The organism is Microbacterium sp. BH-3-3-3 (genome assembly GCF_001792815.1).
GTDB lineage: Bacteria > Actinomycetota > Actinomycetes > Actinomycetales > Microbacteriaceae > Microbacterium.
The window spans coordinates 2,385,525-2,406,832 of record NZ_CP017674.1; the positions used below are offsets into that span (position 1 = coordinate 2,385,525).

The 21,308-nt window shown below is 72.5% G+C and carries 19 protein-coding genes; 14 read left to right on the forward strand and 5 right to left on the reverse strand.

Features of this window, described 5'->3' with window-relative positions:
- Positions 1 to 153: 153 nt before the first annotated feature.
- From BJP65_RS11000 to BJP65_RS11010, 3 genes are all read left to right on the forward strand, one after another.
- Positions 154 to 1,629 carry a sugar ABC transporter ATP-binding protein gene (locus BJP65_RS11000; protein WP_055832879.1) on the forward strand — a complete coding sequence of 492 codons (1,476 nt, stop codon included), beginning with the start codon at positions 154 to 156 and terminating at the stop codon, positions 1,627 to 1,629.
- Positions 1,626 to 2,675 carry an ABC transporter permease gene (locus BJP65_RS11005; protein WP_070409174.1) on the forward strand — a complete coding sequence of 350 codons (1,050 nt, stop codon included), beginning with the start codon at positions 1,626 to 1,628 and terminating at the stop codon, positions 2,673 to 2,675. The genes BJP65_RS11000 and BJP65_RS11005 overlap by 4 nt, the downstream gene beginning before the upstream one ends.
- A gap of 101 nt (positions 2,676 to 2,776) precedes the next feature.
- Entirely contained in the window at positions 2,777 to 3,958 is a 1,182-nt protein-coding gene (locus BJP65_RS11010; protein WP_070409175.1) for an ROK family transcriptional regulator, read from the forward strand.
- A gap of 51 nt (positions 3,959 to 4,009) precedes the next feature.
- Here BJP65_RS11010 and BJP65_RS11015 read toward each other — a convergent pair whose 3' ends face one another.
- Positions 4,010 to 4,918: a LysR family transcriptional regulator gene (locus BJP65_RS11015; protein ID WP_070409176.1), complete on the reverse strand. Its 909-nt coding sequence runs from the start codon at positions 4,916 to 4,918 to the stop codon at positions 4,010 to 4,012.
- Positions 4,919 to 4,989: 71 nt separating this feature from the next.
- On the opposite strand from BJP65_RS11015, the gene BJP65_RS11020 reads away from it, so the two are divergent.
- The 5 genes from BJP65_RS11020 to BJP65_RS11040 all read left to right on the forward strand — a co-directional run bounded on the left by BJP65_RS11020 (position 4,990) and on the right by BJP65_RS11040 (position 9,204).
- A complete protein-coding gene (locus BJP65_RS11020; protein WP_070409177.1) occupies positions 4,990 to 5,940 on the forward strand; it encodes a DMT family transporter in 951 nt (316 codons plus the stop codon).
- 9 nt (positions 5,941 to 5,949) lie between these two features.
- A complete protein-coding gene (locus BJP65_RS11025; RefSeq protein ID WP_070409178.1) occupies positions 5,950 to 6,999 on the forward strand; it encodes a biotin/lipoate A/B protein ligase family protein in 1,050 nt (349 codons plus the stop codon).
- The gene (locus BJP65_RS11030; RefSeq protein ID WP_070409179.1) at positions 6,996 to 7,955 is read left to right on the forward strand and encodes a site-specific DNA-methyltransferase; all 960 of its coding nucleotides are present in this window, start codon (positions 6,996 to 6,998) and stop codon (positions 7,953 to 7,955) included. The genes BJP65_RS11025 and BJP65_RS11030 overlap by 4 nt, the downstream gene beginning before the upstream one ends.
- A 237-nt stretch (positions 7,956 to 8,192) precedes the next feature.
- The gene (locus tag BJP65_RS11035; protein ID WP_055832886.1) at positions 8,193 to 8,501 is read left to right on the forward strand and encodes a DUF2470 domain-containing protein; all 309 of its coding nucleotides are present in this window, start codon (positions 8,193 to 8,195) and stop codon (positions 8,499 to 8,501) included.
- Positions 8,502 to 8,550: 49 nt separating this feature from the next.
- Entirely contained in the window at positions 8,551 to 9,204 is a 654-nt protein-coding gene (locus BJP65_RS11040; RefSeq protein ID WP_070409180.1) for a heme oxygenase (biliverdin-producing), read from the forward strand.
- On the opposite strand, the gene BJP65_RS11045 is transcribed toward BJP65_RS11040, so the two are convergent.
- Together BJP65_RS11045 and BJP65_RS11050 are read right to left on the reverse strand one after the other, a co-directional pair.
- Complete coding sequence (locus tag BJP65_RS11045) at positions 9,192 to 10,193, reverse strand: WxL protein peptidoglycan domain-containing protein (protein ID WP_083285819.1); 1,002 nt, start codon at positions 10,191 to 10,193, stop codon at positions 9,192 to 9,194. The two genes, BJP65_RS11040 and BJP65_RS11045, sit on opposite strands and share 13 nt — an antisense overlap.
- Positions 10,194 to 10,255: 62 nt before the next feature.
- The gene (locus tag BJP65_RS11050; protein WP_156784878.1) at positions 10,256 to 12,073 is read right to left on the reverse strand and encodes a hypothetical protein; all 1,818 of its coding nucleotides are present in this window, start codon (positions 12,071 to 12,073) and stop codon (positions 10,256 to 10,258) included.
- Between the two features lie 151 nt (positions 12,074 to 12,224).
- Here BJP65_RS11050 and BJP65_RS11055 point away from each other — a divergent pair, with 151 nt between their 5' ends.
- From BJP65_RS11055 to BJP65_RS11080, 6 genes are all read left to right on the forward strand, one after another.
- Positions 12,225 to 13,322, forward strand: coding sequence for a hemin ABC transporter substrate-binding protein (locus BJP65_RS11055; RefSeq protein ID WP_070409182.1), 1,098 nt, complete (start codon positions 12,225 to 12,227; stop codon positions 13,320 to 13,322).
- Positions 13,319 to 14,446: a FecCD family ABC transporter permease gene (locus BJP65_RS11060; RefSeq protein WP_374754256.1), complete on the forward strand. Its 1,128-nt coding sequence runs from the start codon at positions 13,319 to 13,321 to the stop codon at positions 14,444 to 14,446. The genes BJP65_RS11055 and BJP65_RS11060 overlap by 4 nt, the downstream gene beginning before the upstream one ends.
- Positions 14,443 to 15,249 carry a heme ABC transporter ATP-binding protein gene (locus BJP65_RS11065; RefSeq protein WP_070409183.1) on the forward strand — a complete coding sequence of 269 codons (807 nt, stop codon included), beginning with the start codon at positions 14,443 to 14,445 and terminating at the stop codon, positions 15,247 to 15,249. Before BJP65_RS11060 ends, BJP65_RS11065 begins: the two co-directional genes overlap by 4 nt.
- Positions 15,246 to 16,412: a hypothetical protein gene (locus BJP65_RS11070; protein WP_070409184.1), complete on the forward strand. Its 1,167-nt coding sequence runs from the start codon at positions 15,246 to 15,248 to the stop codon at positions 16,410 to 16,412. Before BJP65_RS11065 ends, BJP65_RS11070 begins: the two co-directional genes overlap by 4 nt.
- 5 nt (positions 16,413 to 16,417) lie before the next feature.
- The gene (locus tag BJP65_RS11075) at positions 16,418 to 17,629 is read left to right on the forward strand and encodes a hypothetical protein (RefSeq protein WP_156784879.1); all 1,212 of its coding nucleotides are present in this window, start codon (positions 16,418 to 16,420) and stop codon (positions 17,627 to 17,629) included.
- Positions 17,630 to 17,742: 113 nt separating this feature from the next.
- On the forward strand, positions 17,743 to 18,726 hold the full coding sequence (locus tag BJP65_RS11080) for an LLM class F420-dependent oxidoreductase (protein ID WP_055832894.1): 984 nt from the start codon (positions 17,743 to 17,745) through the stop codon (positions 18,724 to 18,726).
- Positions 18,727 to 18,815: 89 nt separating this feature from the next.
- Here BJP65_RS11080 and BJP65_RS11085 read toward each other — a convergent pair whose 3' ends face one another.
- Both BJP65_RS11085 and BJP65_RS11090 read right to left on the reverse strand, forming a co-directional pair.
- Positions 18,816 to 20,279, reverse strand: coding sequence for a carboxylesterase/lipase family protein (locus tag BJP65_RS11085; RefSeq protein ID WP_070409186.1), 1,464 nt, complete (start codon positions 20,277 to 20,279; stop codon positions 18,816 to 18,818).
- 4 nt (positions 20,280 to 20,283) lie between these two features.
- Complete coding sequence (locus tag BJP65_RS11090) at positions 20,284 to 21,273, reverse strand: squalene cyclase (protein WP_070409187.1); 990 nt, start codon at positions 21,271 to 21,273, stop codon at positions 20,284 to 20,286.
- Between the last annotated feature and the right edge of the window lie 35 nt (positions 21,274 to 21,308).

Consider the following 21,308-nt stretch of genomic DNA (forward strand, 5'->3'; position numbering starts at 1 on the left):
GCGCCGCAATCCAGGGGCCATACGATTCATCACCGCGGCGGATGTGCTGCCGTCGGCGCGGATCGAACGCCTCTCGCGTCCGGCGTGCGACCGTGTTATGTTCGCCGCGTGATCAAAGTTGACCATGAACAGTCATTACTCGTCGCCCGGGGCGTGACCAAGTCGTTCGGGGGCGTCCAGGCCCTGCGCGGCGTCGATCTCGACATCGTCCCCGGCGAGGTGCACTGCGTGCTGGGGCAGAACGGCGCCGGCAAGTCGACGCTGATCAAGACGCTCGCCGGCGTGCACCGTCCCGACGGGGGAGAACTCGTGTGGCGAGGCGAGACCGTCGAGATCGCCGACCCCGACGCGGCCATCGAGTTGGGCATCGCCACGATGTACCAGGAACTCGACGTCGTCGACGGGCTCACCATCGCCGAGAACGTCTTCCTCGGGCACGAGCTCTCGCGCGGCGGTTTCACCCATCGCTCCGAGGCCGCCCGGCGCACCACCGAACTGCTGAGGCGCCTGGGGCACGCGAACCTGTCGCCGCACACCGAGGTGGGAAGCCTCAGCGCCGCGAACAAGCAGATCGTGAGCATGGCGCGGGCGCTGTCGCACGACATCCGGCTCATCATCATGGACGAGCCCTCGGCCGTCCTCGACACCGAAGAGGTGAAGAACCTGTTCGCGGTCGTGCGCGAGCTCACCGCGGAGGGCATCGCCGTGGTCTACATCACGCACCGGCTCGAGGAGATCCGCGAGATCGGCGACCGCATCACGGTCCTGAAGGACGGACGCACCACGGCCGTGGGTCTCGCTGCCGCCGACACCCCCACCGCCGAACTCATCCGCCTGATGACGGGCCGCGACATCGCCAACGTCTTCCCCGAGCGGGCGCCGATCGAACCCGACGCCCCCGTCGTGCTGGACGTCCAGGGACTCGCTCTGGCCGGGGTCTTCTCCGACGTGTCGTTCTCTGTGCGCGCGGGCGAGGTCGTGGGTCTCGCCGGCCTCGTGGGCTCGGGGCGCTCCGAGATCCTCGAGACGGTCTACGGGGCGCGCAAGTCCTCGGCCGGACGCGTGGCCGTGCGCGACGCGGTGCTGCCCCGCGGATCGGTGCGCGCCGCGGTCGGTGCGGGCATGGGACTGTCCCCCGAGGAGCGCAAGAGCCAGGGGCTCGTGCTCGACGAGCCGATCTTCGTCAACATCGCGCTCGCCTCGATGAAGCGGTTCGCGAAGGGCGGGTTCCTCGACGACCGCTCCGCCCGCCGCGTGGCACGCGAGCAGATCGACGCCTTCGAACTGCGTCCCGCCGACCCCGATCGCCCCGCCCGCACCCTGTCGGGCGGCAACCAGCAGAAGATCCTGCTCGCGCGGTGGCTCGTGCACGGCACGACCGTGCTGCTGCTCGACGAGCCCACCCGCGGTGTCGACGTCGGTGCCCGCGCCGAGATCTACACGCTCATCCGCGACCTCGCCGCCGCCGGCAACGCGGTCGTCATCGTCTCGAGCGAGATCGAGGAGGTGCTCGGCCTCGCCGACACCGTGCTCGTCGTCGCCGACGGTCGGATCCTCGACACCCTCCCCTCCCACCAGATCGACGAGCACGGCGTGCTCGACCTCGTCATGAAAGGATCCGCCGCGTGAGCGAGCCGACCACCCCGACCCGTGCACGCACGGTCCCCGCCGAAGCGGGACTCTCCCCGTCGGCCACCTCGACCCCGGCGTGGCGGCGCATCCTGTCCGGTTCCGCCGGGCGCAACATCGGACTCGTCATCGCGCTGCTGGTGATGTTCGTCGTCGGAGCGATCACCGCGCCGGGCACGTTCCTCACCGTCGACAACGTCTTCGTGATCCTGCGTCAGGCCTCGATCACCGGGGTGATCGCGGTGGCGATGACCCTCGTGATCATCGCCGGGGGCATCGACCTCTCGGTCGGCTCGGTCACCGGGCTGGCCTCGGTGGTCGGCACCCTCGCCGTCGTGCAGGACCTCGCCGACTCGATGCACTGGATCGTCTTCGTGCTCTTCGCGCTCGCGGTGGGTGCGGTGGCGGGCCTCATCAACGGCATCGTCATCGCCTACGGGAACGTGGTCGCCTTCATGGCCACCCTGGCCATGCTCGTCGGCGCCCGCGGGCTGGCCGAGATCCTCGCCGAGCGGCGCACCCTCGTGGTGCAGGACCGGGGGTTCATCACCTTCATGAACGCCGACATCCTCGGGGTGAACATGCTCATCTGGATCTTCGCGATCGTCGCCGTGCTCGGGTGGGTGCTGCTCAACCGCACGACGTTCGGGCGTCGCACCGTCGCCATCGGCGGCAACCGCGAGGCCGCGCGACTGGCCGGCATCGACGTGCGGCGTCACGTCATGTGGCTCTACGTGCTCGTCGGGCTCGCGTCGGGTATCGCCGGCGTCATGTTCCTGGGCCGGACGACGGCGGGCAGCTCGACCAACGGGCAGTTGCTCGAACTCGACGTCATCGCGGCGGTCGTGGTCGGCGGCACCCTGCTCGTGGGCGGTCGCGGAACGATCACCGGCACGGTGTTCGGTGTGCTGATCTTCGCGACGCTGACCAACGTGTTCATCCAGAACAACCTGTCGTCGTCGGTCCAGGCCGTCGCGAAAGGTGTCATCATCGTCGTCGCGGTTCTTCTGCAGCAGCGCTTCTCCCGCCCGCCGGGCCGGGGCTGAGGCGCGACTCCTGTCGACGGTGATTGCGCTTTCCGTGCAGTCGCCGTCGGCTCGCGGATCGTGTCGATAGCAAGTGATGGTGTACTGAGGGCGTGAAGCGGATGAGCACAGATGCGGTGCAGACGGCCAACGGTGCCGGTCAGCTCTTCCAGTTGCTGCGTGATGGGATCCCGCGCACCCGGGCCGAGTTGGCGAAGACCACGGGTCTCGCGCGATCCACCGTCGCCGTCCGCGTCGACGAGCTCATGCGCATGGGACTGATCACCCCCGTGGCCGATGCCGTGTCGACCGGCGGGCGCCCGCCGTCGCAGTTCGCGATCAACCCGGCCGCCAAGGTCGTCGTCGCCGCCGACCTCGGCGCCTCGCACGCGACCGTCGCGATCGTCGATCTCGCCGGCACCGTGCTCGCCGAGACGAGCGCGTCCCTCGACATCTCCCTCGGGCCCGAGCCCGTGCTGACGTGGCTCGTCGACGGAGCGCGCGAACTGCTCGCCTCGGTGGAACGCACCGTCGACGACGTGGCCGCGATGGGCATCGGCGTTCCCGGGCCCGTCGAGCACTCGACCGGTCAGCCGGTGAACCCGCCGATCATGCCCGGATGGGACCACTTCGACATCCCCGCGTGGATCTTCGAGCACATGCCGGTTCCCGTGCTCGTCGACAACGACGTGAACATCATGGCGCTCGGCGAGCGCGGGCTCGCCTGGCCGGGGGTCGACCACCTCATGTTCGTCAAGATCGCCACCGGTATCGGCACCGGCATCATCTCCGACGGCCGCCTGCAGCGCGGCGCGCAGGGCATCGCCGGCGACATCGGGCACGTGCAGGTCGCGCGCGGCGCCGACATCCCGTGCCAGTGCGGCAATCGCGGATGCCTCGAGGCCCTGGCATCCGGTCCCGCCATCGCCCGCGCTCTGCGCGCGCAGGGCATCGAGGCGCACACGGGCTCCGACGTGGTCGACCTCGTCAAGCGCGGCAACATCGACGCGATCCAGGCGGTGCGCCAGGCCGGCCGCGACATCGGCGAGGTGCTCACGACCTGCGTCAGCCTGATGAACCCCTCGGTCATCGCCGTCGGCGGGTCGATGGCGCGCGTGGGCGAGCACCTCATCGCGGGGGTGCGCGAAGTGGTCTATTCGCGTTCGACGCCGCTGGCGACGGAGTACCTCTCGATCGTGCAGTCGGTCGCCGCCGAGCACGCCGGTGTGCGGGGGGCGAGCATGTTGGCCATCGAGCACGCGCTCTCGCCCGAGTCGTTCACCGCCGCGTTCCTTCCCGCCTGAGGCGGGCCCGACAGCGGACGACGGGTGCCGCCGAACTCATCGCGCGGCGTCTCAGCCCGCGGCGGCCGTCGCCCGTTCCGCCACCGTCCGCAGCGCCCGCAGCACGTGCCGCACCGCGGCGTACGCGAGGGCGTCCGGGCGGGCGAGGGCGTCGACGTGTCGCACGAGCTCGAGGTCGGCGAGGGGGCGCAGCACGAGTCCGTCGACGGCGAGGGGGAGCGCGGTCGTGCGGGGGAGCACGGCGATCGCCGCGCCCGTGCGCACCACCTCGGCCGTCACCGAGAACTCGTTGATGCGATGGGCGATGCGCAGCGGCCGACCGACGTGCGCCGCGAGGTGGTCGAGCACCCCGGCGAGCGGGAACCCCGGGTGCACCGACACCCACGTCTCCTCGACCAGGTCGACCGCGCGCAGGCGATCGCGCGCGGCGAGGGGATGCGCCTCGGGCAGTGCGATGTCGAGGGGCTCGGCGAGCAGCGCCGTGGCGATGACGCGGTCGCGCGGCCAGGGCGCATCGTGGGCGAGGCGGTGCGCGATGACGAGGTCGTGGTCGGCGGTGAGGCCCGGGAAGTCGCGGTGCGCGACGTCGGCGTCGGCGAGCTGCAGGGGCGGGGTGCCGTCGAGCTCGCGCAGCAGCGGACCGAACAGGGCCAGCCCCGCACTGTGGAAGGCCGAGACCCGCACCGGGCGATCCGCGGCGTCGAGGAACGCTCCGACCGCCTCGCGCGCGGCCGTGAGCGCCTCATCGACCCGGGTGCCCGCGGCGGCGAGGGCCTCGCCCGCGGGGGTGAGGGTGAGCACGCGCCCCCGGCGCACGGTCAACGGCACCGGAGCGTGGGCCTGCAGGGTCGCGAGCTGCTGCGACACCGCCGAGGCCGAGATGTGCAGGGCGGCGGCGACCGCGGCCACGCTGCCCCGATCGCCGAGTTCGCGCAGCAGGCGCAGGTGAGCGGCATCCATAAGTCACAACTTACGTGACGGTGAAGACATTGGTCGTTGTTCTTCCGAGTGGGCGCGACGACGCTGGAGACATGACCCGCCGCCCCGCCGAGATCGTCGTCGACGTGCTGCTGCTCGCCGTGGCGGCGGTGTGGGGGGCCAGCTTCCTCTCGGCCAAGGCGCTCACCGACGAGGTGGGCGTCGCCCCCGCCGTGGCGCTGCGCTTCGTCGTGGCCGCGGTGGCGCTGGGGGCGATCTGCCTCGCGCGGCGCGAGCGGATGCCGCGGGGTCGGGGCCTCGCCGTCGCCGCCCTGCTCGGCTGCTCGCAGGCGGCGGTCATCGGCCTCGAGACCGCGGGCGTGCACCTGACCTCGGCGACCAACGCGGGCGTGCTCATCAGCCTGGCCCTCGTCTTCACCCCCGTGCTCGAGAGCCTCGCGGCGAGATCGTGGCTGCCGCGGTCGTACTTCGTCGCGGCGGTGGCCGCGGTGGTGGGGGTGGCGCTGCTCGTGTCGGGCGGAGGTCTGCGTGCCCCGACGATCGGCGACGCCCTCGTGATCGCGGCCGCCGTCGTGCGGGCGGTGCACGTCACCGCCAGCGCGCGCCTCACGCGCGGACGCTCCGACAGCTCCCTCGCCGTGGTGTTCGTGCAACTCGTCGTGTGCGCCGCGACCTCGTCGGCGGTGGCCGGCGCCGACCTGCCCTCGGCGGTCGGACGGCTCACGGCATCCGGATGGGCCCACGTGCTGTTCCTCGGCCTGATGTGCTCGGTGTTCGCCTTCGTCGTGCAGCTGTGGGCCGTGCGCCGCACCTCGGCGACGCGCGCGAGCATCCTCATGGGCACCGAGCCGGTGTGGGCGCTGGCGGTGGGGGTGGCGATCGGGGGAGAGGCGGTGGGGCTCCCCGGCCTCGCGGGCGCCGCGCTGGTGATCGCCGCGTCGTACGCGGGTCAGGCCATCGAGCGCCGACACCGCCGCGCGCTCGCCGAGCGGGAGCCCCGGGCGATGGATGGCCCCGTGCTCGTCGCGCCGCCGTCGCCGTAGGCTGAGAGCATGCACGGCGAGTACAAGGTCCCCGGCGGGAAGCTGGTCGTCGTCGACCTCGAGGAGCGCGAGGGCCGCATCCACGGTTTCCACCTCGCGGGCGACTTCTTCCTCGAGCCCGACGACGCCCTCGACGACATCGACGCGGCCGTCACCGGTCTGCCGGTGGAGTCCGACGTCCCCACGATCGCGGCGGCGATCCGCGCCGCGCTGCCCGAGGGGGCGCAGCTGCTCGGCTTCACCCCCGAGTCGGTCGCCACGGCCATCCGCCGCGCCCTCGTCACCGCCCCCGGCTGGGCCGACTTCGAGTGGGAGGTCGTGCACGACGCCCCCGTCTCGCCGCGCATGAACCTCGCCCTCGACGAGGTGCTCACCACCCGCGTCGGCGCGGGCCTGCGCACACCCACGCTGCGCCTGTGGGAGTGGAACGAGAGCGCCGTCGTCATCGGCTCGTTCCAGTCGCTGCGCAACGAGGTCGATCCCGCCGGCGCCGAGAAGCACGGCTTCGACGTCGTGCGTCGCATCTCGGGCGGCGGCGCCATGCTGATGGCCGCGAACTCGATCGTGACGTACTCGCTGTACGTGCCGGCCTCCCTCGTCGCGGGCATGACCTTCGCCGACTCGTACGCGTTCCTCGACGACTGGGTGCTGCAGGCGCTGCGCTCGCTGGGCATCGACGCGGTGTACCAGCCGCTCAATGACATCGCCGGCCCCCACGGCAAGATCGGCGGGGCCGCGCAGAAGCGCCTCGCCAACGGCGGGGTGCTGCACCACGCGACCCTGAGCTACGACATGGACGGCCAGGTGCTCACCGAGGTGCTGCGCATCGGCCGCGAGAAGCTCAGCGACAAGGGCACGGTCTCGGCCGCCAAGCGCGTCGATCCGCTGCGCAGTCAGACGGGCCTGCCGCGCGACGAGGTCATCGCGCGTTTCATCCAGACGTTCACGACCCTCTACGGCGCGACCCCCGGTCACATCACCGACGAGGAGTACGCCGAGGCCGAGGCGCTCGTGCAGTCGAAGTTCGCCACCGACGCGTGGCTGCAGCGCGTCCCGTGAGCGCCCCGATCCCCACCGACGCCCCCGAGCCGGGCGGCGTCGAAATCCACCACGCCGACAACCTGGCCGTCACCCCGGGCTACCCCGACGGCTCCTTCGCCCTGGTCTACCTCGACCCGCCCTTCAACACCGGGCGCACGCGCTCCAAAGCGGTCGAGTCGGCCACGCGCAAGGCCCCGGTCGACGAGACCCCGGATGCCGAGAAGCCCGAGGCGGCGGCATCGGTCGACGACCCGAACATGCTCGTGTTCCCCGAAGAGGAGCCGCCGCCGCCCCCCGTGGTGCAGCGCGGCTTCCACGGGCGCGAGTACGCGCGGTTGCGCGGTGACCTGCGCACCTACGACGACCGGTTCGACGACTACTGGGGCTTCCTCGAACCCCGGTTGGTGGAGGCCTGGCGCCTGCTGGCCGACGACGGCACGCTGTACCTGCACCTCGACTACCGCGAAGTGCATTACGCGAAGGTCATGTGCGACGCGCTGTTCGGGCGCGACCAGTTCCTCAACGAGTTGATCTGGGCCTACGACTACGGCGCGAAGACCAAGCGCCGCTGGCCCACGAAGCACGAGACGATCCTGGTCTACGTGAAGAACCCGCAGCGGTACTTCTTCGACTCCGACGCCGTCGACCGCGAGCCGTACATGGCCCCCGGGCTGGTGACGGCCGAGAAGGCCGCCCGCGGCAAGATGCCCACCGACGTCTGGTGGCACACGATCGTGCCGACGACGGGACGCGAGAAGACCGGCTACCCGACGCAGAAGCCCGAGGGGGTCCTGCGCCGCATGGTGCAGGCGTCGAGCCGCCCCGGCGACCGCGTGCTCGACATGTTCGCCGGCAGCGGCACCCTCGGCGCCGTCGCCGCCCCCCTCGGGCGCGACGCGGTGCTCATCGACGACAACGCCGACGCGGTGGCCGTGATGCAAAAGCGTCTGCCCCACGCCTCCGTGCGCGGCTGAGGCGCGAGGGCGCCGACGGCGCCGCCCGTGGGGAGCGTTCTCGCCTGTCGTTCGTGGTGGGGTGTGCGGGGGAAGCGGGGCGTGTTTCGTGCACTGGGGCGTTTGGTGACCGCCCCGGCGCACGTTTTGCGCCCCGATGTCTGGGAGCGAGACCTGCAGTCGTGGGATGTCGACCCGCCGGGGGCGGGGACGACGCGACTCTCTGCGTGCCGCAGGGTGCCAAGTTAGGCTTGCCTAATGACGCACGAATTTGACCCCGACACCCGTCGCGCCGTCCTCGCGCACATGAACGCCGACCACCTCGACGACAACGTGTTGATCGTCCGCGCGTTCGGACCGCACCCGGTGGTGTCGGCCGCGGTCATGACCGGATTCGACGGCGACGGCGGCGACTGGGACGTCACCTCCGACGAGGGGGCGACGTCGTCGGTGCGGATTCCCTGGCCGGCGGGGTCGATCACCGAGCGCCGGGAGGTGCGCCGCGAGGTGGTGGCGCTGTACGACGCGGCCTGCGCGCGACTGGGCCTGACGCCACGCCCCCACTGATCGGAAAATGGAGGTTAGGTGAACCTAACTTCCTGCGTATGATGGCCCCATGAGCGACCTCATCTCCTTCTCCACGGCTCTTCGTGAGCGCTCGCGCAGCGCCCACTCCACGAGCGAGCACGCCGGGTTCATGAACGACCTGATGAGCGGTGCCGGCACGCGGGAGGACTACGTCGCCCTCGTCGTGCAGCACTGGTTCATCTACGAGGCGCTCGAGGAGGCCACCGATCGCATGCGCCGCGACCCCGTGGCATCCGTGTTCCTCAGTGACAAGCTCACGCGCCTCCCCGCCCTCGAGGCCGACCTCGCGTTCCTGCTCGGGGCCGACTGGCGCGACCTCGTCTCGCCGCTGCCCACCACCCAGGCCTACGTCTCGCGCATCCGCCGGGTCGCGGCGACCTGGCCCGGCGGCTTCGTCGCGCACCACTACACGCGCTACCTCGGCGACCTGTCGGGGGGGCAGTTCATCGGTCGCCTCATGCAGCGTCGCTTCGGCTTCGACACCAACGGCATCGGGTTCTACCTCTTCGGCGACATCGCCGACCCGGAGGCCTTCAAGAGCGTCTACCGCGAGCAGCTCGACGCCGCCCCCTGGGACGACGACGAGAAGGAGCGCGTCATCGCCGAGGTGCTCGTCGCCTACCGCTTCAACACCGAGCTGTTCGTCGACCTGGCGCGGGCCAAGGCCGCTCAGACCGCCTGAGCGTCCGCGGCGGGGCGACCCGCGTCGCGGCGGCGCATCGAGCGTCGCACGACCAGGGCGATCGCGACGGCCGCACCCGCGACGAGGGCGATCAGGCCGTACAGGCTCCACGGCACGGCCGGGATCGCGAAGTCGGTGACCACCTCGCTCACGGCTCCGGCCCCGAGTCCGACGCCCGCGGGGGCGATCGTCAGCGTGCCGGTGATCCAGCCGAGCGAGAAGGCCGGCATCTCGCGCTCCATGTCGATCGTGGAGGCGGGGATGATCTCGGTCACCTGCGTCGGCGTCGTCGTCGACGACAGCACCCCGGCCAGGCCCGAGGTGGTGACCGTCTCGAGGCCCGTCAGCCGGGTGTTCCCGGTGTTCTCGAGCGAGTACCGCACGATCAGGCGGCCCGAATCGAAGGGGTTCCACGAGCCCTCGTAGCTCGCGGTCACGCCCGTCACCGCGGCGGCGGGGGTGAGCTCCCCGGCGACGCGCAGGTTGATGCGGGTGCCGAGGCGGCGGTCCACCGACAGCGTGCTCGATGCGTCCTGGCTCGTCAGCGACGTGACGATCCCGGCAGCGTGGTCGCCGGGGCGTGCGTCGGCGGGCACGGTGATCGTGAACGCGACGTCGGCGGACTCGCCGGGTGCGAGCTGCAGGGCCGTCGGGGGCACGGCGACCCACGTGCCGGCGCCGAGCGAGGGTGCCCCGTCGACGAGCACGTCGATCTCGCCGCTCGGCGCGGTGAACGCGTCGGCCGCGTAGACGGCCAGGGGCAGCGGCTCGGTGCCGGTGTTGACGACGACCATGGTGTCGGTGACGACCGCGCCGGGGTCGACGTCGTACGAGAAGTTGGCGCGTCCGGTGCCGTTGGCGTTGTCGGCGGTCTGCACGCTCCACGCCACACCGCCGTCGGCCGCCGCGGCGGGGAGCGGCAGGGTCGACAGTCCGAGGACGAGGGTGCCGGCGAGGGCGAGGACGCGAAGGGAGGGCGAGGCGGTCACGGTGTCTTCCGGGTCGATGGGAAAGGGGGCCCCGGCCGAAGCCGGGACCCCCGGAGAGTGTCTTACTGCAGGGCGGTGATGGTGAGCTTGCTGGTGTAGTCGCCCGCGGGGGTGGTGCCCGGGATGACCAGCGAGAGGTCGGCGCCCACGGTCGCGCTGACGGCCGAGGTCGACGAGGCCAGCACGCGCGAGGCGCCCAGGCCCGTGCCGCCCAGTCGCGTCGAGGTCACCTCGGCGCCACCGGCGACGCTGTTGCCCGCGGAGACCACCTTGGGCTTCCACCCCAGCAGTCCGCCCGAGAACGACCCGCCCGACGACGACGCGAAGTCGCCGACCTGGCCCGAGATGCTCCAGGTGTAGGGCGACGAGCCCCCGGCGCGCGTGTCGGTCACGACGAGGTTGGTGAGCGATCCGGATGCCACGAAGTTCGCGCCGTCCTGCACGGCGGTGCCGAGGTTGGCGGGCGAGGTGCCCTCGAACGCCCAGCCGAAGGAACCGGTGGGGCTCTCGACCCACGCCGGAACCTCGACGATGACGTCGGACGACGAGGCGAAGGTGACGGGGGTGGCGGTCTCGAAGGGCGCGTACACGGCGCCGCTGCCGGCGTAGGTGTAGATGCCGAACGTGCCCGCGGCGAGGTTCTGCGCCTCGGTGGTCGTCAGGGCCAGGTCGACCGAGAAGGTGCCGTCGGCGTTCAGCTCGACCGCGCCGCCGTTCACGCCGCCGATGGTCGCCATGCTCGCGGCGGGCACGGCCCACTTCTGGGCGATCACCGAGCGCGCCGACGAGGCGGCTCCGGCCGAGGGCTTCCACGTGTCGGCGAACTTGCCGAAGATGACGTACGTGCCGCTGAACTGCCCGGCGAGCGGCGGGCGCGTGCCGTTGGTGGCGGTGCCCGAGGGCAGGAACCCGCTCCCGCTGACGGTGACGGTCTCGCCCTGCGCGAGGCCGGAGGTCTTCGACACGGTGACCGTGGGGGTCGCGGCGACCGGGGCTGCGGTGTAGGCGACCGAAAGGGCGCTGGCGGGCTTGCGCGCGTCGGCGGCGCCTCCCGAGGAGTACCAGTACGGTCCCTGGCCGGTCTTGCCCTGGAAGTCGACGAACGACTGGGGGAACGCACCGGCGTTCGCACCACCGGTGACCTGGGCGACCGAGCCCTCGGGCACGGTGATCGTGCGGCCGAGGTAGTCGGGGGTGACGGTGAAGCCGGTGGGGGTCACGTCGACACCGGTGAGGGTGGCCACGACCACGTTCGTCGCCGGGGTCAGGGTCTCGAACTTGTCGGGGTCGTCCATCGAGGTGCCGTAGCCGCCGAGCGTGGCGGTGACGGTGCCGGTGCCGTCGGGGGCGACGGTGAGCTTCGGGTCGGTGATCCACGAGCGGGTCATGCCCGAGTAGTAGGCCGAGGTGAACGAGCCGGTCCACTGGATGACCGCCGTGTTGGCGTCGACGTCGACCGTGCCGGTTCCGCCGGTGATCTCGGCGATGTGTCCGGAGTTCAGGCCGTTGCCGGTCGTGATGGTCGTGCCGGCGGCATCCGTTCGCAGTCCCGCGAAGGTGGCGGCGGCGTAGCTTCCGTCGGACTGACGCTTCAGGATCGACGTGTTGCCGTCGCTCTGCTTCCAGTTCGACGAGGTCACGCGGTCGGCCGCCGAGGTGGCCGTGACGATCCCGGCCGAGAGCAGGTTCACCGTGCCGGGGGCGAAGGCGGCGGCGTTCGACTCGGCGTTGATGCCCCAGCGGAACACGGCGTCGTCGATGCTCGTCTCGGCGGCGTGCGCGGGGGCCGCGACGAGAGCGCCCCCCAGGGCGAGTGCGGTGGTGGCGAGGGTCGCTGCCGAGAGGCGTGCGAACCGGTGCCTGCGCGTGGAGGAGTCCACGGTCATTCCCTTCTCTGTCCCCGGTGCGGCCCGACGGCGTGCGTCGATGCACCCGAGGGTGGGTGCGAGAGGACAGGTTAGCCTTACCTAAGCAGAAGGCGCGCGGCGGGGCAATGTTAAGGATAGGCTCACCTTACTTGGAGGTCTTTTCATGACTCGTCGAACGACCCGCGCCCTCGCCACGCTCGCCCTGGCGATGGTGGTCACCCTCGCCGTGACGGCATGCGACGCCGCCGGATCGGCGCACGGGGGCGAGGCCGTCGCGACGCCGCCGCTGGCCGAGGTGACGCCGCTCGGCGACCCGCTCGCGTGGGAGGGCCCATCGACCGCGGTCGCCGCCTCCGCCCCCATCGACCCCGTCACCGACGGTGCGCAGACGCTGCCGGCGACGGTCACCGACGCGCAGGGCACCACCGTCACCGTCACCGACGCCACGCGCATCCTCACGCTCGACATCTACGGCTCGCTCTCGCGCATCGTGTTCGAACTCGGCCTCGGCGATCACGTCGTCGCGCGCGACGTGTCCAGCGCCTTCCCCGAGGCGGCGCACCTGCCCGTGGTCACCGAGAACGGGCACGACCTCAACGCCGAGGCGATCCTCGACGCCGCCCCCACCGTCATCCTCACCGACTCGAGCCTCGGGCCGTGGGACACGATCCTTCAGATGAGGGATGCCGGCATCCCCGTCGTGGTCGTGGACTCCCACCGCTCGCTCGACTCGATCGGGTCGCTCATCGCGCAGGTGGGAACCGCGCTGGGCGTCCCCGAGCGCGCGGTGGCCCTCGCCGCCCGCAGCACCGCCGATGTCGAGGCCAAGATCGCCCAGATCGCGGCGGTGGCACCGGCCGACCCCGCCCGCAAGCTCCGCATGATGTTCCTTTATGTGCGCGGGCAGTCGGGCGTCTACTACCTCTTCGGCGAGGAGTCCGGCGCCGACAGCCTGATCGAGGCGCTCGGCGGCATCGACGTCGCCGGCGAGATCGGGTGGACGGGGATGCGGCCCATCACCGACGAGGCGCTCGTCGACGCCAATCCCGACCTGCTCATCATGATGACGAAGGGCCTCGAGTCGGTCGACGGCGTCGACGGGCTCGTCGAGCATCTGCCCGCCGTCGCGCAGACCGACGCCGGGCGCCACCGCCGCATCGTCGACATGTCCGACACCACCGTGCTGAGCTTCGGCCCCGCCGCCGCCGACGTACTCGACGCGCTCGCCGTGGCCGTGTACGCGCCGGAGGCCGCGGGGTGAGCGCGGGCGTCGTCCCGCGCGAGCGGGTGCGGGTCGCCGCGCCCGCGGCGCGGTCCCGCCTGCGAATCCCCGCGGTCTTCGGCGCGCTGTCCGCGGCGCTGGTGGTCCTCGTCGTCGTCTCGGCCGGCAGCGGTCAGCTCTCGATCCCACCCGACCAGGTGCTGGGCGCCTTCGCGCGTGCCTGGAACGACGGTGTGCGCGCTCTCGGGCTGGATGCGCTCGCGGTGGCCCCGGGGGCGGCGATCGCGCACGTCAACGGCGAGGCGACGCTGTGGCTCATCCGCATGCCCCGCCTGATCATGGCGGTGCTCGTCGGGGCCACGCTCGCCGCCGCCGGTGTGGTCATGCAGGGCGTCTTCCGAAACCCCCTGGCGGAGCCCGGGGTCATCGGCATCTCGTCGGGAGCGGCGGTGGGGGCCTCGGCATCCATCGTCTTCGGGCTGACGTTCCTCGGACCGCTCACCCTTCCGGTGCTCGCCTTCGCGGGCGGACTGGTCGCGATCGTCATCGTGTACGCCTCCGCCCGCGCCGACGGGCGCACCGAGGTCGTCACGCTCGTGCTCACCGGCATCGCCGTCAACGCCGTCGGGGGAGCCGCGATCGCCCTGTTCACCTACCTCGGGTCGACGCAGCAGCGGGAGCAGATCGTGTTCTGGCAGCTCGGGTCGCTGAACGGCACCCGCTGGGACGACCTGGCGATCGTGGCGCCGATCGCCGCGGTGGGGATCACCGCGTGCCTGTTCCTGGCGGGCAGCCTCGACCTGCTCGCCCTCGGCGAGCGTCAGGCCGAGCATCTCGGTGTGCGCGTCGAGCGGCTGCGCGTCGTCGCCATCGTCGTGATCGCGCTGCTCACGTGTGCGGCCGTCGCCTTCTGCGGGATCATCGGTTTCGTCGGCCTCGTCGTGCCGCACCTCATGCGCATGGTGCTCGGCCCCGGGCACCGGCTGCTGCTCCCCGCCAGCGCGCTCGGCGGGTCGGTGCTGCTCGTGGCGGGCGACCTCGTCGCGCGCACCGCCGTGCCGGGGTCCGAGCTGCCGATCGGCATGCTCACCGCCCTCATCGGCGGCCCCTTCTTCTTCTGGCTGCTGCGGCGCGCGCGTCGCCGATCGGGAGGATGGGGATGACGCCGGTGCTGCGCGCACGCGGAGTGTCGGTCGAGGTGGGCGGACGCCGGGTCCTCGACGGCGTCCACCTCGATCTCTCGGCGGGCGAGCTGCTCGCGCTGGTCGGACCGAACGGCGCGGGCAAATCGACGCTGCTGTCGGTGCTGGCGGGAGACCGGGCGCCGGTGGAGGGCTCCGTCGAGCTCGACGGAGCGACGCTCGACGCCTGGCCGGTCGCCGAGCGCGCGCGGCGACGGTCGGTGCTCACGCAGAGCAACGAGGTGTCGTTCCCCTTCGCCGTCCACGACGTGGTGCGGATGGGACGGGCACCCTGGCGCCGGCATCCCGCGGCCTCGCGGGACGACGCCGCGGTGGCCGAGGCGATGGCCGCCGGCGAGGTCGAGGCATTCGCCGAACGACCCGTCACCGCGCTCTCGGGCGGTGAGCGCGCCCGCACGGCCTTCGCCCGCTCCTTCGCCCAGGAGTGCGCGATCGCGCTGCTCGACGAGCCCACCGCGAGCCTCGACATCCGCCATCAGCACCGGGTGCTCGCGCGCACACGCGAGCGGGTGGATGCCGGGGGAGCCGCCGTCGTGGTGCTGCACGATCTGGGACTCGCCGCGGCCTACGCCGACCGCATCGCCCTGCTCGACGACGGTCGCGTCGTCGCCGCCGGGCCGCCGCGCGAGGTGCTCGATCCGGCCCAGCTCACGCGGGTGTACCGGCATCCGATCGACGTCATCGACGGACCTCGCGGCACGCTGCTGGTCGTCGTCGCCCCCTCCCTCGCCCTTCCTCCCGAGCCCGGAGAACGCATCGCATGAAGAACCTCACCCGCTCCTTCGTCGCCGTCGCGACCGCGCTGGTCGTGGCGGCGAGCGTCGTCGCCGTCACCGACGCCCCCGCGTGGGCCGCCGGGTCCGTGTCGGTCACCGGCCCCTCCGGCTCGGCCTCGGTCGATGCGGACTACGCCACCGAGGTGACGGTGTCGGGGTCGGGCTTCCAGTCGATCCCGAACGGCTTCGGCGGCATCTACGTGCTCTTCGGCTGGGTCGACGACGCCGGCGGCGGGTCGTGGCGACCGAGCGCGGGCGGTGTCGTCGGCGAGGACTACCGGTACGTCCCCGACGCGGAGTCCGCCGAGAACAACGGGTATCAGCGGTTCCTCGCCTTCCCCGGCAGCCAGACCGAGAGCTCCGCCAACGGCACGCTCGGCGCCGACGGGTCGTGGTCCATCGGCATGGTCATCCCGGGGGCGGTGTTCGAGAGTCAGGATCGCGAGGGGCGCATCAGCGAGGTGGACTGCCGGCGTGTCACGTGCGGCATCATCACCATCGGAGCGCACGGCGTGAAGAACGCCAACAACGAGACCTTCACCCCGCTGTCCTTCCAGGCGGCGGCCCCCGCCGAATCGACCCCCGCCGAATCGGCACCCGCCGGGTCGGCGCCGGCGGCGGCGGGAGCGGTGCGCGTCGGCGTCGAGGCGGGGAGCGTCGTCGCCGGCTCCTCGATCGTCTTCACGGGGCAGGGGTTCACCCCCGGGGAGCAGATCGTCGCCGCCCTCGACGGCGGGCTCACGGCGGTGGGGCCGTTGACCGCCGGAACGCAGGGCGAGGTGGCCGCCGCCCTCCCGGTTCCCCGCGACATCCGCGACGGGACCCATCTGATCACGCTGCGCGGGGCGGGCTCCGGCGGTGTCGCCGAGGCGGAGGTGAGCGTGACGGGGGGAACGAGCGCGACCGTCGCCGAGACGACGCCGGTCGTTCCGACCTGGGCGATCGTGGTGCTGCTGGCGTGCATCGTGCTGTCGATGGCGCTGGTGGTCACCAGCGTCATCACCGCCCTCGTCCGTGCTCGCGCGCGCCGTCGGGCCCGCCGCGCGCCTCGGGTCGCGCCCGCGGGGGCGTCGGCGCCGCCCGCGGGCTCGGGGGCGCCCGCGGCGTCGCCGACCGAACCCCTGCCTCTCTCGGCGGGAGCACCCCGATGAGGTCGATGACGATGCTGCGGGCGGGGATAGCCGTCGCGGTGGCCCTCGTGGCGGGCGTCCCCCTGTCGGCCGCGGCCGCGGGCCCGGGCGACGTGATCGTCACGGTGCCGGGGCCGACGGGATCGGGCGGGGGCGACGGCGCGATCTCGAACGCGCAACTGCGGTGGGGGCTGAACGCCGAGTCGGGTGGGGGAGCCTTCGCGGGCGGATGCAACTTCCTCAGCGCCGGACGCGCGGGCGACGCGGGGGGATCCCGGGTGTGGACGCGCGACGACGGGCTCTACCGCGCGCAGGAGGGGGCGGTGCGCGTCGAGAAGCCCACCGCCGACGGCAGGTTCGCCACCGCGTTGTGGGAGACGAAGTGCCTCGATCCGACGGGAGCCGCCGTGACGGTGTCGTCGACCTCGAGCACGACGGGCAATCAGATCGTCATCGAGGGCGGGACCGGACAGCGCCGCGACGGAGCGCTCGACATCCGGTGGTCGGGGTCGTTCACCGTGGCCTTCTACGGCGGCATGACGTACTGGAGTGTGACCGACCCTCGGCTCACGCTCGACGCCTCGGGAGCGGGCCGGTTGGTCGCGACGGCGAGCGGGTTCGGCACGTCGATGGACGATGTCACGGTGTGGAATCCGATCGCCGAGCAAGAGGTGGTGCTCGCCGACATCCGCTCCGCCGACGTGGGCGCCGACCGCGGCTTCTCGGTCACGCCCGAGTTCCGGGGAGTGGTGAGCGTCGGAGCCGGCCAGGTGGCCCGCTCGGGGATCAACGAGGCCTACTGGGGATCGTTCCCGCAGTCGTTCGTCGACTTCCACCGGCAGACGGGGCAGCAGGGATATTGGCTCACCACCGGGGGAGTCCGGGATGCCGCGAAGCCGGCGTCGCCGGTCACGGTGAGCTACGACGCCACCGCGCCCGTCGCGGCTCCCCCCTCGAGCGGGGGCGCCGGAGGGGTCGCCGGGGCGGCGCCCGAGAACCCGTTGCGCCGCGCGCCGGCGAGCATCCCCGCCGCCGCGTCCGCGGCTTCGTTCCTCGCGATGAACGCTCCGGTGACCACCCAGCCGCAGGCGGCCGGTCTCGTGCCGCCCGCGCGGGGTGGCCTGCCGCCCGTGGTCGCGCCGTTGCTGGGGGCCGCCGCGGCCCTGGGGATCGCGATCGTCGCCGTGCTGAACATGATGGGCGGCCTCCCCTGGCAGCAGCGTCGCGTCGGGCCCTGAGCCTCCGGTCCGCGGGCTCCGTCCCGCGGCACCGCGGCGTCTCGCATCGGGGTGCGGCGGGACCCGGCCGGGGGGGGGTGCGCGATGTCGGCGGCCGCGCCTAGGGTGAGCGCATGGAATTCGGCATCTTCGTTCCGCAGGGCTGGCGCTTCGATCTGGTGGGCATCGACCCCGCCGAGCACTGGCGGGTGATGAACTCGCTCGCGCAGAGCGCCGACGACGGGCCCTGGGCGTCGCTGTGGGTCTACGACCACTTCCACACCACCCCGGTGCCCAGCGCCGAGGCGACCCACGAGGCCTGGACGCTCATGGCCGCCTTCGCCGCGGCGACCGACCGCGTGCGCCTCGGTCAGATGTGCACGTGCATGGGCTACCGCAATCCCGCGTACCTCGCCAAGGTCGCCGCCACCGTCGACATCATCTCGGGAGGTCGCGCCGAGATGGGCATCGGCGGCGGCTGGTACGAGCACGAATGGCGCGCCTACGGCTACGGCTTCCCGCCCATCGCCGAGCGTCTCGGGCGCCTGCGCGAGGGCGTCGAGATCATGCACCAGGCGTGGACCACCGGTGAAGCCACCCTGTCGGGCAAGTACTACGAGGTCGACGGCGCGATCGTGCAGCCGCGTCCGCTGCAGCCGGGCGGCATTCCGCTGTGGATCGCCGGCGGTGGCGAGAAGGTCACGCTCAAGATCGCGGCGAAGTACGCCTCGTACACGAATTTCGGCGGCTCGCTCGACGAGTTCGACCACAAGTCCGAGGTCCTGCGCGGGCACTGCGAGGCGCTCGGTCGCGATGCCGGCGAGATCACCCGCTCGACCAACTTCAACACGATCGTCGCCGCGACCGAGGCCGAGGCGAACGACCGTCTCGCGGCGGTCGTCGCGCGGCTGCGCCCGCACGTGGGAGACGAGCGGGCAGACGCCATCGAGGCCGACTACCGCTCCTCCGACGGCTTCGGCACGCCCGAGCAGATCGTCGAGCGGTTGCGCGAACGCGCCGCCCACGGCCTCGGCTACGCGATCCACTACTTCCCCGAGGCGGCGTACGACACCTCGGGCATCTCGCTGTTCGAGCGCGCGGTCATCCCGCACCTCTGAGCCGGCGGCCGGCCCCGGGCGGGTCGAGCGCGGCCCCGCATCGTCCAGGGCGACGCGTCGCGACCCCGCACCTGCGGGCGAGCGGGACGTCAGACCAGCGGAGCCACCTCGGCATAGGCGTCGAGCTCGACGGGCGGAACGGCTGCCGGAGCGTCGAACACGCGCGCGCGTCGGGACGCGGCATCCCAGGCCGGCCACCCGGGATCGCCGTCGCGCACCAACGAGATCGCGGCGCCGTGCAGCTGGGCGGCCAGGTCGGAGGGCGGTGCGATTCCGGCGATGGTCGTGACCCCGTCGGCGTCGAGGTGGTCGAACCAGAACGGGACGTCGAGGCAGTGGCAGGCGACCCCGAGCTTCGGCGACGGCGACCGCCAGGCGAAGCGGTACACCCACGTGGCCGCACCGCTCCGCGCTCGCGCGACGCGGAGCACCGTCGCGCGGATCACCCGATCCGACGCGTAGCCGCCGAGCACCGCCGCGGCCCCGCGCCGCCGTGTGCGCGCGAGATACGCCCGACGCCTCGAACGGCCGAGCCCCAGGACGGCCAGGGCGAACGGCACCGGGACGAGGCGCAGCACGCGACGGAACCTCGCGGTCAGCATGGTGAACTCGTCGTCGGTCGATCCGATCAGGAGCGGCATGTCGGCGGCCACCCCGTCGGCGAGGGCGTCGAGCGGATGCCGCGGCACCAGGTCGCCGTCGATCACCGGGCCGATCGGCAGCCCGTCGTCGAGCAGCGCGGTGATCGAGGCCAGAACATGCCCGCGCTCCGGGGTGCCGGCCGCCTTCTGCAGGACGACCAGCCGTTCTTCCGGGAGTGACGCGAACCCCCGCCGATCGGCCGCGACCCCGCCGAGCGCGGCGACGCGGTCGGCGAAGCGCCGCGCCTGGTCGGCATGCACCGCGCCGATGGCGGGCGAGAGGGCCAGGGCGGCGTGGAAGAGTCCGGATGCCGCGGGGCTCGTCATCAGCGCGAGAACCGACCCGCCCCCTGCCGACTGCCCCGCCACCGTCACGCGGGAGGGGTCGCCCCCGAACGCGCAGATCTCGTCGCGCACCCACTCGAGTGCGGCGATCTGATCGCGCAGGCCCCGGTTCGCGGGAGCGCCCTCGATGAGTCCGTATCCGTCGAATCCGATGCGGTACGAGATCACGACCGTGACGACCCCGTCGCGCGCGAACGCGTCGCCGTCGTACCAGCGGCTGGCGGGAGACCCCGAGGTGTAGCCCCCGCCGTGGATCCACACGAGCACGGGGAGGGCGGCATCCGGGGTCGCGTCGACCGGAGCGAAGACGTTGACGTTCAGCGTCGCGTCTCCGGGCACGCTCGGCTCGGGGATGAGGGTGATGCCCGCGTCGCCGCGCTGGGCGGTGGGGCCGTACGTCGTCGCGTCGCGTTCACCCTCCCAGGGCTCGACCGGGGTCGGCGCGGCGAAGCGCAGGGCCCCGACGGGCGCCTGGGCGAACGGGATGCCGAGGAACACGGCGGTGGTCCCGCGTCGGAACCCGCGCACCGCCCCTCTCGAGGTCACGGCGAGGGGAGCGGCATCCATCCCCTCATCCTGCCGCGTCGCGCCCGTCCCCCGCGCGCGAGGTGCCCGAAGCCCCGTCCCACCACCGCAGCACGCGCAGCGCGAAGAACGTCAGCCACCGTGACGGCTCGCCGGCGGGCACGTCGACGGGGAACCACTCCCGGCCCTCGGGCGGGTACGCCTGATGCCAGGTGCCGTCGGGGTCGCGCGAGGCCCTCACCCGGTCGATCGCGTCGGTGAGACGCGGGTCGGGGTCGTCACCGTCGTGCAGCGCCGCGGCGCGGAAGTGGTCGAGCGCGCGCAGCGCGCTGTAGCGGAAACGGAAGGGATAGCCCAGGTGATGCGCCCAGACGTGCCGCTCGCCGGTGGACAGGCGGTGGAGCAGACGCCGTTCGAGCAGGTACTCCTCTGCCGCCTTGCGCGCGGCGTGCAGCTCGGGCGTTCCGCCGGTGCGCCACTCGTCGTCGAGGATGCCGATGACGGAGTTGATCGTCGAGTGGAACGACGACCGGGTCGACCCCTCGACCCACTCGCAGTTCCACCCGCCGTCGGGCAGTCGGTGGGCGACGAACCAGGTCCGGATGCCGTCGACGTCGGCTCCCAGCCACGCTCCGCTCGCGAGGGTGAACGCGTTGATGCACGCATCGACCTCGCCGTGCCAGAAAGGACGGTCCTCGTACTCCCAGCGGGCGTTGCGCTCCAGGAGACCGGCGGTGTCGGGGCGCAGGGCCGTGGCATCCACTCCCCATTCGCGCAGGCTCATGAGCGACCACGACGTAGCGGTCCACGGCTGCGGCTCCTGCCCGGTGAAGTCCGCCGGGAAGTGCGCGCCACCGGCCCAGAGCCCGTCGTCGCCCTGGGCGGCGAGCAGGCGTGCGCCGAACCCCTCGTGGGCGACGCGGGCGCGGATGGCCCGCCATCGCTCCTCGGGTGCGTCGAGCAGATCGCGCTCGACCTTCCACCGCAGGCTCGGGTCGCTGTCGGCCAGCCAGGCGAGCACGTCGTCGTCGTTCATGGTCCCTCCCGCTTGTCGGCAGGGTACGCCCGCGG

Coding starts and splice junctions, on each gene's coding strand:
- BJP65_RS11010 (WP_070409175.1), top strand. CDS start 2,777: ATGAGCACAGATGCGGTGCAGACGGCCAACGGTGCCGGTCAGCTCTTC.
- BJP65_RS11015 (WP_070409176.1), bottom strand. CDS start 4,918: ATGGATGCCGCTCACCTGCGCCTGCTGCGCGAACTCGGCGATCGGGGC.
- BJP65_RS11020 (WP_070409177.1), top strand. CDS start 4,990: ATGACCCGCCGCCCCGCCGAGATCGTCGTCGACGTGCTGCTGCTCGCC.
- BJP65_RS11025 (WP_070409178.1), top strand. CDS start 5,950: ATGCACGGCGAGTACAAGGTCCCCGGCGGGAAGCTGGTCGTCGTCGAC.
- BJP65_RS11035 (WP_055832886.1), top strand. CDS start 8,193: ATGACGCACGAATTTGACCCCGACACCCGTCGCGCCGTCCTCGCGCAC.
- BJP65_RS11040 (WP_070409180.1), top strand. CDS start 8,551: ATGAGCGACCTCATCTCCTTCTCCACGGCTCTTCGTGAGCGCTCGCGC.
- BJP65_RS11055 (WP_070409182.1), top strand. CDS start 12,225: ATGACTCGTCGAACGACCCGCGCCCTCGCCACGCTCGCCCTGGCGATG.
- BJP65_RS11065 (WP_070409183.1), top strand. CDS start 14,443: ATGACGCCGGTGCTGCGCGCACGCGGAGTGTCGGTCGAGGTGGGCGGA.
- BJP65_RS11070 (WP_070409184.1), top strand. CDS start 15,246: ATGAAGAACCTCACCCGCTCCTTCGTCGCCGTCGCGACCGCGCTGGTC.
- BJP65_RS11075 (WP_156784879.1), top strand. CDS start 16,418: ATGACGATGCTGCGGGCGGGGATAGCCGTCGCGGTGGCCCTCGTGGCG.
- BJP65_RS11080 (WP_055832894.1), top strand. CDS start 17,743: ATGGAATTCGGCATCTTCGTTCCGCAGGGCTGGCGCTTCGATCTGGTG.
- BJP65_RS11085 (WP_070409186.1), bottom strand. CDS start 20,279: ATGGATGCCGCTCCCCTCGCCGTGACCTCGAGAGGGGCGGTGCGCGGG.
- BJP65_RS11090 (WP_070409187.1), bottom strand. CDS start 21,273: ATGAACGACGACGACGTGCTCGCCTGGCTGGCCGACAGCGACCCGAGC.